13 protein-coding genes and 1 tRNA gene are annotated in these 12,491 nt (G+C 53.0%); 10 read left to right on the top strand and 4 right to left on the bottom strand.

Going from position 1 to position 12,491, the window contains the following annotated elements; genetic code table 11:
• The first annotated feature begins 141 nt into the window (after positions 1-141).
• From FC49_RS10095 to FC49_RS08985, 6 genes are all read left to right on the top strand, one after another.
• Positions 142-780, top strand: a complete 639-nt coding sequence (locus tag FC49_RS10095) for an HAD hydrolase-like protein (protein ID WP_003713742.1) — start codon at positions 142-144, stop codon at positions 778-780.
• Positions 767-994, top strand: coding sequence for an HAD family hydrolase (locus tag FC49_RS10090; RefSeq protein WP_202812916.1), 228 nt, complete (start codon positions 767-769; stop codon positions 992-994). The genes FC49_RS10095 and FC49_RS10090 overlap by 14 nt, the downstream gene beginning before the upstream one ends.
• Positions 975-1,667 carry an AzlC family ABC transporter permease gene (locus FC49_RS09000; RefSeq protein ID WP_003713736.1) on the top strand — a complete coding sequence of 231 codons (693 nt, stop codon included), beginning with the start codon at positions 975-977 and terminating at the stop codon, positions 1,665-1,667. The genes FC49_RS10090 and FC49_RS09000 overlap by 20 nt, the downstream gene beginning before the upstream one ends.
• Positions 1,667-2,005, top strand: coding sequence for a branched-chain amino acid transporter permease (locus tag FC49_RS08995; protein WP_056984839.1), 339 nt, complete (start codon positions 1,667-1,669; stop codon positions 2,003-2,005). Before FC49_RS09000 ends, FC49_RS08995 begins: the two co-directional genes overlap by 1 nt.
• Before the next feature lie 114 nt (positions 2,006-2,119).
• On the top strand, positions 2,120-3,226 hold the full coding sequence (locus FC49_RS08990; RefSeq protein ID WP_056984838.1) for a LysM peptidoglycan-binding domain-containing protein: 1,107 nt from the start codon (positions 2,120-2,122) through the stop codon (positions 3,224-3,226).
• Between the two features lie 13 nt (positions 3,227-3,239).
• Positions 3,240-3,704 (top strand): hypothetical protein, encoded by a 465-nt coding sequence (locus FC49_RS08985; protein ID WP_003713739.1) that lies wholly within the window; start codon positions 3,240-3,242, stop codon positions 3,702-3,704.
• A 51-nt stretch (positions 3,705-3,755) separates the two neighbouring features.
• Here FC49_RS08985 and FC49_RS08980 read toward each other — a convergent pair whose 3' ends face one another.
• Together FC49_RS08980 and FC49_RS08975 are read right to left on the bottom strand one after the other, a co-directional pair.
• Entirely contained in the window at positions 3,756-4,298 is a 543-nt protein-coding gene (locus FC49_RS08980) for an RBBP9/YdeN family alpha/beta hydrolase (RefSeq protein ID WP_056984837.1), read from the bottom strand.
• A gap of 55 nt (positions 4,299-4,353) precedes the next feature.
• Positions 4,354-4,426, bottom strand: a tRNA-Ala gene (locus FC49_RS08975).
• 250 nt (positions 4,427-4,676) lie between these two features.
• Here FC49_RS08975 and FC49_RS08970 point away from each other — a divergent pair.
• Positions 4,677-6,071 carry a sugar porter family MFS transporter gene (locus tag FC49_RS08970; RefSeq protein ID WP_056984836.1) on the top strand — a complete coding sequence of 465 codons (1,395 nt, stop codon included), beginning with the start codon at positions 4,677-4,679 and terminating at the stop codon, positions 6,069-6,071.
• 2 nt (positions 6,072-6,073) lie between these two features.
• Here the strand turns inward: FC49_RS08970 and FC49_RS08965 are convergent, their stop codons facing one another.
• Positions 6,074-6,697, bottom strand: coding sequence for a YczE/YyaS/YitT family protein (locus FC49_RS08965; RefSeq protein ID WP_003713582.1), 624 nt, complete (start codon positions 6,695-6,697; stop codon positions 6,074-6,076).
• A 300-nt stretch (positions 6,698-6,997) separates the two neighbouring features.
• A complete protein-coding gene (locus tag FC49_RS08960) occupies positions 6,998-7,918 on the bottom strand; it encodes a DMT family transporter (protein ID WP_056984835.1) in 921 nt (306 codons plus the stop codon).
• A 161-nt stretch (positions 7,919-8,079) separates the two neighbouring features.
• On the opposite strand from FC49_RS08960, the gene FC49_RS08955 reads away from it, so the two are divergent.
• From FC49_RS08955 to FC49_RS08945, 3 genes are read left to right on the top strand one after another with little or no spacing between them, the layout of a single operon-like run.
• Positions 8,080-9,033, top strand: a complete 954-nt coding sequence (locus tag FC49_RS08955; RefSeq protein WP_056984834.1) for an aldo/keto reductase — start codon at positions 8,080-8,082, stop codon at positions 9,031-9,033.
• A gap of 2 nt (positions 9,034-9,035) precedes the next feature.
• Positions 9,036-9,566 (top strand): phosphatase PAP2 family protein, encoded by a 531-nt coding sequence (locus tag FC49_RS08950; RefSeq protein WP_056984833.1) that lies wholly within the window; start codon positions 9,036-9,038, stop codon positions 9,564-9,566.
• 15 nt (positions 9,567-9,581) lie between these two features.
• Positions 9,582-12,452 (top strand): DUF3427 domain-containing protein, encoded by a 2,871-nt coding sequence (locus tag FC49_RS08945; protein WP_056984832.1) that lies wholly within the window; start codon positions 9,582-9,584, stop codon positions 12,450-12,452.
• Positions 12,453-12,491: the final 39 nt, after the last annotated feature.

The following is a 12,491-nucleotide window of genomic DNA, read 5'->3' as shown; positions in this document are numbered from 1 at the left end:
CTCCCTGCGAGGATAGGACGTTGCCACGCAATTAGAAGTGGCTGGAATTGATTTCCAGCCACTTTTTTTGTTTTAAAAATAAGTCACCATGTGGTACCGATTATTCCAGAGGACGGCTGGCAAACGTCAGGAGTGCAGAAAATGACTGGTAGCTCAAACGCTAAGTTAGTAGTCTTGGTAGGGAAAATCACCTTTCAAGTCGGTTGTCCTACCGCCAATTATGACAGACATGACTTGATTTTGTGCTTAGATGGTAGTAAAAAATTAGTATTATGCAAACCTAGATTAAGGGGAATGGTAATTATGCAGGCAATTTTCTTCGATCTCGACGGAACCTTAACGGAATCGGGACCTGGAATTATCAAAGCGGTTCAATATGCTCTTAATAAGATGGGCTTTCCAGAAGCTGACCCGCAAAAACTCCGGTTCTTTATTGGCCCGCCATTACTTGACTCAATGCTGCGCTTTCGGCCTTTTAGCCAGGAAGAAGCGGAGAAGGCGGTTGAGCTTTACCATGCTTACTATTGTAAGGAGGGAATCTTTGACAACCGTGTTTATCCTGGGATCCGCCAAATGTTAAAAGACTTACGAACAAGCAATGCTAAGCTGGCTGTTGCTTCTTCAAAACCGGAAATCCTGGTTCGACAAATTTTGGACCACTTTGGTTTATCACAGTATTTCGACGAGGTGGTGGGTGCTAGTATGGACGGGCAGCGCAGCAAAAAAAGCCGCCGTTATCGAAGAGGCCTTACGGCGGTTGCAATTAGTGGACCTCCGTAACCAAGTATTGATGGTCGGTGATACGGCAAGCGACGTTAACGGTGCGAAGGCCACCCACCTCGACTGCTGGGGCGTTAGTTATGGCTATGGTACTGTTGAGGAATTGCGGACTGCTGGCGCTGCTAAAATTTTGGCGACCGTTCCGGCACTGGAAAAGCAGTTAATTACTTTGCAAAGTGAATGGGGCGAAACTGGTGAAAAGAAATCCTTCTAATTTTCGTTATGCCTGGACCGCGAGTCTGCCGGTCCTTTTTGGCTACGTCACGTTGGGCTTTGCTTACGGGTTATATATGCACAACCTTGGTTTTTCATTTTGGTACCCTCTCCTGATGGCGATGACAATCTACGGTGGCTCGGTTGAATTTTTTATCGCTAACTTACTCCTGCAGCAGTTTAACCCGCTCAATGTGTTATTGATAACGGCGGTGCTGGGATTTCGGCAGTTTTTCTATGGGGTCGCGATGTTAAGCAAGTATCCGCAACATGGCTGGCGAAAGTGGCTCCTGATTTTCGGCTTGAGTGATGAAACTTTTGTCTTGAACTACTATACCAAGATTCCGGCCGGCTACGACTCCACCGTGGTGCGCACGTGGATCTCGGTACTGGACTACTTTTACTGGGCGTTCGGTGCCCTTTGTGGCGGCTGCCTGGGCGGAGTGCTGAACCTACAAGTCAAGGGCCTTGATTTTGTGATGACGGCATTGTTCCTGGTACTGGCCGTGGAGCAGTTTTTAAAAGAAAAGAATCACTGGAGTTCACTCAGCGGCCTAATAATTACCATTGGCTGCCTACTGGTCTTCGGTAAGTCGTACTTTATGATTGCCACTTTGCTGCTGCTCGTGCTTGAATACTACTGGTTTAGCTACCGGAAAGGAGGCAGTGCTTGATGAGTGTTATTCAACAGCTTGTCACGATTGCCCTTGCGGCGGTGACTAACTTTATCACCCGCTGGTTGCCATTCCAGTTATTTACTCACAGCAAGGATGACCGCCAGGAGCCGGCGCCCTTTATTAAAGGATTAGGGGCGTTCCTGCCGCCGGCGATCATGACCATGCTGGTCGTTTACTGCTACCGAAATTTAAATTTTGTACACCTGAACCAAAGTTTGCCTGAATTATTGGCTGGGCTGGTCACCGTGGGGGTTCACTTGTGGCAACGGAAGATGTTCCTTTCACTTACCCTGGGGACGCTCTGTTACATTTTACTGGTTAATTTTGTCTTTTAATGTAAAACAAGCGTCGTTAATGGGGATAAATCCCTGCCAACTATTGAACGAATGCCCAGCAAGCGTTAAAATAAACCTGCTTTAATAACGTTATTATTCTGGGAGAAATATTTTATGAAGATTAATAATAAGAAACGGCTGGCAGCGGTCTTCATGACCGCCGTCTTAGCCGGTCCGGTACTGGCATCTTCAGTGGCAATGGCCGACAACGCAACTGGGTCCCCAGCAGAACAGGCCGACATTACCAACTGGATTGCCAATACGCCGCAACAGGTTTCTAACAACATGGTAATGCAGCACATTGACATGAACAACCTGAACGGAACGCGTTACATTATCCAGTGGGGAGACACTCTGTCCAGTATTTCCGCCGCAACGGGCATTTCTGTTGCCAAACTTTGCTATGACAACAATATTCAAAATGCCAACCTGATTTACGCGGGTGACGTTTTGATCCTTAATCGTAATGGGGATGTTCCAGCGGGTTACAATCCCAACGTTAATCCGAATGCGGTTGCCCAAACGCGGGTAACCATCAACAATGGGCCAAAGACTGTTAACATTTATGCACCAAAGTCAGTTAAAAAGATTTACAACGAGCAAGTTGACAATTTAAAGACTGATGACCATTCCAACAATTCTGAGAACAATGCATTTGCGGCACCGGCTGATGCTAAGAATAGCACTTCTGATAATCAGCAAAGTCAGCAAAGCACCGATTCGACAAGCGACAGTGAGTCTGACAGCCAAGAATCAAGCAGCACTAGTGCCAAAACCAAGACGAGAAACGCGGCAGCTACTAACCATGGCAAGCACCGCTCTTCATCAGTATCTGCATCCGCTATTGTTAGCGGCCTAGAAAGCGCTGCGGGCGACTCCAAGCTGTCCTTTGAAGAAGGCGACGGCGGTGAGGACGCTGAACAGGTTGATGTTGATTCCGCTGTAATCCTGAAAGCTGCTAAGAAGGGTGACTACGCGAAGGTCCTTTCCGAAATTAAGGACGCCCTTGGTGACAAGGCTAAGGATGGCACGACCGTCTACATTGAAAAGGATGGTAACGAGATTAACGTTTACGCTGTAGAAAGTGATAATAGCAGCAGTAAAGACAGTAATAAAGACGATGAAGATAGTGACAGTCAAAGCAACGACAACGATGATGATAGCAACAGCCAAGCTACCAACGACAATCAAGAGACTGACACGACCGATGATGACGACTAGTAGGGGATAAACAATGCAGAAGAAAACTAAAGTTATTATTTCGGTAATTGTTGCTATTGTAGTCGTCTTGGGCGGCTTCTACCTTTACGCTAGTCACTCAGTAGCCCGTCACGTGCCGGGCCACGTTTACGAATACACCTCGATTTCTGGAAACCAGAAGGCCTACATGACTTTTGCCAAGAGCGGCGATGAAGTTGTCGTAACCCCAAGCAGGGACAAAGCACTCAAGGCTAATGATAGTGATAGTGCTTTCCAGAGTGTCTACCAGGATGAGGCTGACCAAGGCAAGTGGAATTACGAAGCTAAGGGCAGCAAGCTGACCTTATCCAAGACGCAGGATAATAAGGTTTCACTCTGGCAATATAACCACGTCCTGGCTTTCGGTAAAAAGATTCACTCGAGCAGCTTCAGCTACCAGATTGCGAATGCTGGTCAAGGGGTCGACCGGAAGGCAACCAACTTTGAGCAAATTCGTTAACTAAATACGCACCTACTCTTTATATACGGGAGTGGGTGCGTATTTCACTTTTTATTTGGCAATTCGTTGTAATTCTTTGGCAGCCAGCGGGAAGGTGGTGAAACCGTCACTACTGAGGAAGTGGCCACCGGTAGCCTGGCCGATGAACTTGGCATTGAGGGTGCGGGCCACCTGGGCGCTCCCCGTGAACGGGGCAATCGGATCGTCTTGGGCGGCGATTACCGTTGCTTGGCTGACTTTGGGAGTGACCTGGTCGTATTGAAGCGGTGGGGTAACAAACCTGTCTAGTTGTGGGTAGGTTGGCAGCGGCTGGTCAAAGGCGCCGACTAACAGGAGCCGGGCATCATTTATCCGGTGACGTTCGATAAAACGTAAGGCACTGATGCATCCCAGACTGTGGGCCACTAATACTACGCCATCTTCGGCTGGGACCTGCTGGTCAATGGCTTGTGCCCATTCAATGGGCGAAGGATTAAAGGGTTCCGGGAGCCAAATCCGGTCAAGCTTGATTGCCGGGGCGACCGCCTCTTCTAGCCAGGGGAACCAGTCGTCGTCCCGTGTCGAAGTACCGTGAATTAAGTATGCTTTAGTCATTAGTCATCCTCCTTACTAAAAAACGCCTGACCGTTGTAGCCAGACGCATTTTTTATGGACCATGCGAGATTCGAACTCGCGACCTCCTGCATGCGAAGCAGACATTCTCCCAACTGAACTAATGGCCCATTCCATGTTCATTATACCAGTAGTTTTAAAAATTGCCAGCGCTTGCCGGTCGGTGGTAAAGGCTGAAAGGAACAAATAGCTTACAAATGTGCTATACTAAACCTAGTGATTAACCGAGTGGAAATTTTCCCTCAAAATAATTGCTCCCCGATTGGAAACGAAATTGGGGAGCTTTTGTTTTTCCCTCAGTAAAAAGGAGGATGGTTAATTATTCATAGTCCAGCAAGCGAACGATTAAGGAAAATAGCGTTGGTTGTAACCTTAGGTGGTTTGCTCTTTGGTGTCGACACGGGGGTGATTAACGGGGCCTTGCCATACATGGCCGCACCCCAACAGCTAAAACTAACGTCAGCGGAAGAGGGCCTGGTCACCTCAGTAATTACCCTAGGGGCGGCCATCGGGGCCCTAACGGCGGGAAAATTAGCGGACCGTGACGGCCGGAAACGAATTTTGTGTTACCTAGCGGTGCTCTTCTTCTTTGGGACCCTGTTCTGCGCGACCGCACCAAATGCCTGGTGGCTGATTAGTTTCCGCTTTATCCTTGGCCTGGCCGTGGGTGGGGCGTCGGTCATTGTGCCAACTTACCTCGCCGAAGTGGCGACCGCTGGTTTGCGGGGCCGGCTGGTGACCCAAAATGAGCTGATGATTACGGGCGGCCAACTGCTTGCCTTTACGGTTAACGCCATTCTGGGCACCTGCTTCCCCGGGGTCACAAGTATCTGGCGGGAAATGCTTGCTTTTGGGATGCTCCCGGCATTCCTCCTCTTCTGTGGCACCTGGTTTGTTCCTGAATCGCCGCGCTGGCTGATTATGAAACGGCGGCCCCAAGCAGCCGTTGCTATTCTTGATCGAATCAGGCCCAATCACCAGCAGAGCCTGGCAGAGGTTCAGAGTGTAACGGCAATTCTCAGGCGGCACCGGAATACGAAGGCCGCGGGTTTGCGGGATCTTAGCCACCCCTGGGTGCGCCACCTGGTATTGCTCGGCGCTGGTCTAGGAATAATTCAACAGTTTGTCGGCATTAACATTATGATGTATTACGGCACCAGCATCCTGATGAAAGTCGGTTTTGGCCACCAGGCCGCCCTAATCGCCAATATTGGGAACGGTCTAACTTCCTTTATCGCGACCGCGGTTGGGATGCGACTGATGTATACGGTTGCCCGGCGGCGGATGCTGTTAGTGGGAATTGCGGGGACCGGCTGCTCACTGCTGGTCATCACCCTTGGCATCCTTTTTCTGGGCCGGTCACGGGTCCTTCCCCTGGTGGTGATTGGTTCTACTATGACCTTCCTGGCCTTTTTCCAGTCCTGCGTCTCGCCGACGACCTGGGTGTTGCTGTCAGAAATATTCCCCCAGCAGCTCCGGGGACTCGGGATGGGGATTGCCACCTTTTGTCTCTGGATGGCAAACTTCCTGGTTGGTTTTAGTTTTCCACTGATGATGGCGCACTGGGGCGGTGGAGGAACCTTTGCCTTCTTCATTGCTTTCAATGCCGTCGCCTGGGTATTCTCATGGAGCTTTGTTCCAGAAACCCAGGGGAAGAGCCTGGAGCAAATCCAGTTTGAGCTGCGGGCACAGCTGCAAGCAGGCCACCATCACCGTCACCACCACCGGGGAAACGGCCTACAAGTGACGAATTAACATTAGTTGGCCGGACGCAAGCCTCCCGTCAGGAGTGGTTCGGCCAGGTTAACGCGGAACCACTGGGTCAAGGGACCCATAAAGAGCGCGGTAATTACCGTCCCAATCCCGAGGGTCACATCAAAGGCCAAGCCGACCAGGACGCAAATACTATCGGTGATGATGCGGCAATACTTAAAGGGGAGCAATTGATACTTATAAGCGGCAATCAGGGCGAGGGCGTCATACGCTGACACTCCCAAGTCAGCGGTAAAGTACAGAGCCGCGGCCAGGCAGGTAAAGACGATTGCGGCGAGCATTAAGCACCCCCGCACCATGAGACCGGGATGGGGGATCACCGTGTCAAGGAGGCCATGCATGAAATCAGCCATTACGCCGGTCAGTAGCAGGTTGAAAATAGTTGCGATCCCGATGTAGTGCCGCCGGAGGATTAAAACAACCGCCAGGAGACTGCCCGTTAGGATGAGGTAAAAAGTTGAATAGGTTGAGCTAAACAAGTTGGCAATTCCCGTGACGAAGCAGGTAAAGGGGTCCACTCCCAGGTTGGCTTTTTGCAGCATTCCGACACAAAAGCCGCAGAGGATGACGCCGCAAAGGGCCATGGTGACGCGCCGAGTTTGGTACATATCAATTACCTCCCATGTAGATGAATCCGCTTCCAAAAAAAATCACACATATTGTAACGCGGCGGGAAGTAAAACACTAGCAGTAAATTAGGTAAAACTACTAGGTTAAATAGGTAAAATAGCTTTAACTACGGGTAATAAAAAAGGCAAAATTGAGAGTGGANCAGCGTTTGAACTGCCAGCCATCTACTGCGCTGTTGCATTTTTAACTTTAAAACAGTAAAGAGACTGAGTTAATTCCCAGCCTCTTTGTCTTTCACAAAGCGGTTCGCTTGATAGTTAAGGCCCCCGCTTACTTTATTATTTTAACCGGGGGAGGTGAAGGAGGCGGGCAACCTGGTGAAAGGGTACCGCCTGCAAGATAGTAGTGAATAGGATCAGCAGGGAACCTGAAACCGCAGCCCAGGTAAGCTGGGTACCGAGCAGGCCCACCGCTAAAATCGTCGCGACCAGGGGTTCGAATGCGCTGAGAATTCCCGTCGCGGCGGGGGAAATGTAGCGGATACTCTGTAAAAAGAGGGTGTAGGAGAACATTGTCCCCCCGATAACGATGTAGGCAACGAGTAGCCAGTCTAGGAGATTTAGTCGTGGCGCGGGAATAATGACCAGGGCCGGTGAAAGAAGGAGGCCGCTGATCAGCATGGCCAGCCCGCAGACGATTAAGGCGTCAAAGCGCTGGAGAAGGGGCCGGGGCAGCAGAGTGTAGAGCGCAGCCGCGGCGGCACACCAAATCCCCCAGAAGAGGGCCACGGGGGTCAGACTGAGCTGGTCGAGACGACCGCCAGTTGCCAGAAAAAAGGTACCGAGGAGGGCAATGGCGATGCTAAAACAGTCGATTCGCCGGGGCCACTGGTGCTTCGCCAGGGCCAGCCACAGGATAATAAAGACCGGCTGGAGGTACTGGATGACGGTGGCGGTCGGGGCGTTGCTGTACTTAATGGCTAAGAAGTACGATAGTTGTGAATTCGCCATCCCCAAAATGGCGAACAGAAACAGCAGGCGGCGGTTAGCCTTGTTGGCAACTAATTGCCGGCTCTCCCCGGGAAACTTAATGGCGCTCCAAAGGGTTAGCAGGACTCCTGCCGCCAGCAAACGCAGGGCCACCAGCCAGGTGTTGGAAATATTCGTGGTTGAAAAGAGGTATTGGGCCGCGGCACCGGAAATTCCCCACAGTGAGGCTCCCCCAGCCGCGAGCAGGATACCCTTGCTTTGCTTTTTCATCTGATCCTCCTTAAAAATAACATTGCAACTAATATAACATGGATATTTAGGGGCTTGCACCCCTGATGGTGAGACGGTGTTTTCTTTAAGCAGGGCGGGCCTTGAAGTATAATTAAGAAAGAATTTGTTACCCCAAAGTTGATTTTATTAAGGAGAAGAAAATGCAAACGGTCAAAATTGGCAACACGAACTGGCAGACGTCGAACATTGCACTGGGGATCATGCGGATGGGGACCTTATCCGTACCACAATCAGTGGCGGCCCTCCAGGCGGCCCACGAGGCTGGAATTAACCTGATTGATTCCGCTGATATTTACGGCAACGATCCTGAACTCGGGCGGGGGTCGTCAGAAATTCACTTTGGGCAGGCACTCAAGCAGAGCGGCCTCTCCAGGGATGATTTCTATATTCAATCGAAGGGCGGCCTATATGCCAACGCCGCCAACCAGATTACCCGCTATGACTCGTCGAAGGAGCACCTGATTGCCGCGGTCGATGGTATCTTGCGCCGGACCGGGATCGACTACCTGGATTCGTTCTTGATTCACCGGCCGGACCCGCTAATGGAGCCGGAAGAAATTGCCGCCGCGTTTGATGAACTGCAGGCGAGTGGCAAGGTCCGTCATTTCGGAGTTTCCAACTTCAACCCCCAGCAGCTGGAATTGCTGCAATCGGCGGTCAGCCAGCGTCTATTAGTGGACCAGCTGCAATTTGGCCTCGGCCACACGGGGATGGTTGATTTTGGCCTCCACACCAACATGACCGATAAGGGCTCGGTCGACCATGACGGTGGCCTGCTCGAATATTGCCGCCTCCACCAGCTGACGATTCAGACCTGGTCGCCGTTCCAATACGGCACCTTTGCGGGAACCTTCATCGGCAATCCGCAGTTCCCTGAACTAAATCGTGAGCTGGCAAAACTGGCGGAGAAGTACCAGGTCAGCAAAAACGCGATTGCGGTGGCCTGGATCCTCCGTCACCCGGCCCACATGCAGGTCCTGATCGGCACCATGACCCCGGCCCATATTCTGGACAGCGCCGCCGGCAGTGACGTCACCCTGACCAAGCAGGAGTGGTACGACCTGTACCTAGCGACCGGAAATGAGTTGCCCTAGTGATGATGGATTCAAAGTTTAACTACTACCAGTTCTATACCGCCCTGAGCAACTGGCTGAACCGCTATCCACGCTTGATTACCATCCTGCGCTGGACCAACCGAGTGGTGGTGGTGACGATGTACGTGGCCTACCTGTTAATCCTCGCTGATGTTTGCTGGCGGTTCCGGTCAGTTCCGCTGGTCGGCCTGCGAACGGTAGCACCGCTAGTGTTAATCCCGGGCTTCGGTTTTTTCCTGGTGAGTTTTTTCCGCCACCGCCTCAATGCCCCCCGGCCCTACGATGAGTGGGCGATTGACCCCTTGATTAGCCGGGAGAAGCACGGGGATTCGCTGCCGAGCCGGCACGCCTTTTCCGCGACAGTAATTAGCCTGGTGGCTTGGCGGGTGGCCTGGCCACTCGGGGTGGTCCTCTTAGTGTTGACCGTAATTTTAGGTTTGGTGCGGATAATCGGGGGTGTCCACTATCCCCGGGATATTATCGCGGGGGTGCTTTGCGGAGTGATCTGTGGGGCGTGCCTGTGGCTATGTTAGTGAAAGGAAGACGGTATGGATAAGAAGACGGTAATGCAAGAGGCCATTCTCAATGGTTTATACAGCCAGGACTATCCGGGGCATAACCTTCTGACGCCCCAGCTGGTGACTAACCAGGCGGACGGCACGATTTGGCAGACCCTTCAAGACGAATTGCAGCACTGCCAGCACTTTACCTGGGCGGTTGCCTTTATCACCACCGATATGTTGGTGCCGCTAAAGGCGCTCTTGGCCGATTTAGCAGACCGGGGAGTCAGTGGCACCCTGCTGACCGGTGACTACTTAGGCTTTAATTCACCGCGGGCCTTTGCTGAGCTAATGAAAGTTCCGAACCTCAACGTCAAAATCGTGGACCAACAGGGTTTTCATGCCAAGGGTTACGTATTTGACCATGGTGATTATCAGACGGCCGTAATCGGCAGTGCTAACTTTACCCGGGCAGCCCTGCTTCAGAATACGGAATGGGCACTGCGGGTCAGTTCCCGCCAGGATGCCAGTTTGACTAGACAGCTCAGCGCCCGCTTGGCTGACTTGGTCAGGACCAGCCACCCCCTGACGGCGGACTGGCTGGCGGAGTATAAAGCTGCTTGGCGGCCACTCCCCACCGTCAGGCAAGCGCCACGGACTGCGGCTGCCCCAATCACCCCTAACCAAATGCAACGTCCTGCTCTCCTGGCGTTACAGCAGCTGCGTGCTTCCGGTGCGCACCGGGGCTTAGTCGTGTCGGCGACCGGGACGGGGAAGACCTACCTGGGAGCATTCGCGGTCAAGGACTCTCATCCCCGCCGCTTCCTGTACGTGGTTCACCGGGAACAGATTGCTAAGAAATCCTTGGCAAGTTTTCGCCGGGTCATCGGCGGGCCTGCCAGTGACTACGGCTTGTTGACCGGTAACCGGCACGACTGGGATGCCAAGTACCTCTTTGCGACCGTTCAAACCCTGGCCCAGCCCGGAACATTGGCGAAGCTGGCACCGGAGACGTTTGACTATATCTTAGTTGACGAAGCACACCGCGCCGCAGCGCCAAGTTACCAGCGGCTGTTTGACCACTTTCAACCACAGTTTTGGCTGGGAATGACGGCGACGCCAGAACGGATGGACAAGCAGGACGTCTACGCCCTGTTTGACTACCACCTGGCCTACGAAGTCCGTTTGAAGGCCGCCCTGGACGCAGGGATGCTGGCGCCCTTTCACTACGTCGGCGTGCAGGACTATGAGCAGGATGGTGAGCTTATCACAGAAACAACGGGCCTGCGCTACCTGGTGAGCGACCAGCGGGTAAAGTACGTTTTGGAGCAGATGGACTACTACGGCTACTGTGGTGACCAGCCACGAGGGTTAATCTTCTGCTCCCGGCAGGAGGAGGCCCGGGAGCTGGCTAGCAAATTTAGCGCGGCGGGACACCCAGCAGTCGCGCTGACGAATGAAGACTCCCCCCGTCGCCGGCAGCAGGCGGTGGAGCAGCTGGAGGCAGGAAAGCTGGAATATATCGTGACGGTTGACCTCTTTAACGAGGGGGTTGATATTCCATCCTTAAACCAGGTCATCATGCTCCGGAACACCCAGTCGGCGGTGGTATTTACCCAGCAACTGGGGCGGGGCCTGCGGAAATTTCCCGGGAAGGACTACGTGACCATCCTGGACTTTATTGGCAACTACCAGAATAACTTTCTGATTCCCCTGGCCTTGAACCAGGATACCAGCCGGCAGGTTGACCGGGCTCGCCAGGAGGTGCAGCTGCCGCCGACCATCGGGGTGTCAACGATTAGTTTCCGGCGGGTGGCGGCTGAACGGATCTTGCAGTCGTTGGCCGCCGTCAAACTGGACTCGCTGCGGGAACTGCGGACAGCCTACCAGGACCTCCACCAGCGTCTGGGACGGTCACCCCTCCTGCTGGACTTTTACCGCTATGGCGAGGTGTCACCGCTAGTTTTCGCCGAGAACGGGCGGCTAGCTAACTACGGGCAGTTCCTGGCGAAGATGGGAGAACCGGTTCAGCTATCCGACCACGAAAACGCGGTCCTCTCCTTCGTCACTAAGGAACTGGTTAACGGCAAGCGGCCCCATGAGCTGGTCCTCCTCAAACTATTGCTGGCAAGTGCTGGGCACCGGTGCAGTCAGGAAGAACTAATTGCGGCTTTACGGAACCGGGGAGCCTATGTTAGCCCGGCCGTGCTCCAGTCAGTTGATGATATTTTGTCCCTGAGCTTCTTTGCGGTCAAGGCGGGTAAGCAAACTCGTCGTGACCAGTATGGCGGGGCCCCGTTGGTCGTCCATGACGGTCTGGTAGATTACCAGCTTGCTCCAGAACTGGTGGCAGCACTGAAAGCAAACCCGCAATTCAGCACGTTGCTGACGGACGCGGTGGACACCGGCTTGGCGTTGAGCAGGGACTATGATGCCAGTCACCAGTTTACCCTGTATCAACAGTACGATCGTAAGGACGTCTGCCGGCTTTTGAACTGGCCGTTGGACGTCAGCGCGCCCATGTACGGCTACCGGGTGGGCGACCAGGAGTGCCCGATTTTCATCACTTACCGCAAGGAGGACGGCCAGCGCCGCAACGCGATTTACGATAACCAATTGGAGAACGGGCGGTCACTTCGCTGGTACACTCGAAGTCCCCGTCACCGGTCCTCGCCGGAAGTGCAGCGACTGCTGGCAACGAACAAGGATGGTCGTCCACGGGTTCAAATCCACCTCTTTGTCAAGCGCAGCGATGCGGTGGGCAAGCAGTTTTACTACCTGGGCCCAGCGACTATTCAGCCGGGGTCAGTTCAGGAAGAACGGCTGGGGGCCAAACAAAAGGCCGCCGTTGGAATGAACCTGGAACTCGTGCGACCCCTGTCGGTTCGGCTGCGGCGGCTGTTATTTGAAGAAAATTAACAAGCAGGCAATGAAGTGAACCCTGTAAGTTGGACACTT

This window comes from Limosilactobacillus oris DSM 4864, from assembly GCF_001434465.1.
Classification (GTDB): domain Bacteria; phylum Bacillota; class Bacilli; order Lactobacillales; family Lactobacillaceae; genus Limosilactobacillus; species Limosilactobacillus oris.
This window is presented reverse-complemented; position numbering and strand designations above follow the sequence as displayed.

Bases quoted from the DNA above. Each gene is read 5' to 3' on its own strand.
- FC49_RS10095 (WP_003713742.1), top strand. From the start codon at position 142: ATGACTGGTAGCTCAAACGCTAAGTTAGTAGTCTTGGTAGGGAAAATC.
- FC49_RS08990 (WP_056984838.1), top strand. From the start codon at position 2,120: ATGAAGATTAATAATAAGAAACGGCTGGCAGCGGTCTTCATGACCGCC.
- FC49_RS08980 (WP_056984837.1), bottom strand. From the start codon at position 4,298: ATGACTAAAGCATACTTAATTCACGGTACTTCGACACGGGACGACGAC.
- FC49_RS08950 (WP_056984833.1), top strand. From the start codon at position 9,036: ATGATGGATTCAAAGTTTAACTACTACCAGTTCTATACCGCCCTGAGC.
- FC49_RS08995 (WP_056984839.1), top strand. From the start codon at position 1,667: ATGAGTGTTATTCAACAGCTTGTCACGATTGCCCTTGCGGCGGTGACT.
- FC49_RS08960 (WP_056984835.1), bottom strand. From the start codon at position 7,918: ATGAAAAAGCAAAGCAAGGGTATCCTGCTCGCGGCTGGGGGAGCCTCA.
- FC49_RS08965 (WP_003713582.1), bottom strand. From the start codon at position 6,697: ATGTACCAAACTCGGCGCGTCACCATGGCCCTTTGCGGCGTCATCCTC.
- FC49_RS08945 (WP_056984832.1), top strand. From the start codon at position 9,582: ATGGATAAGAAGACGGTAATGCAAGAGGCCATTCTCAATGGTTTATAC.
- FC49_RS08985 (WP_003713739.1), top strand. From the start codon at position 3,240: ATGCAGAAGAAAACTAAAGTTATTATTTCGGTAATTGTTGCTATTGTA.
- FC49_RS08955 (WP_056984834.1), top strand. From the start codon at position 8,080: ATGCAAACGGTCAAAATTGGCAACACGAACTGGCAGACGTCGAACATT.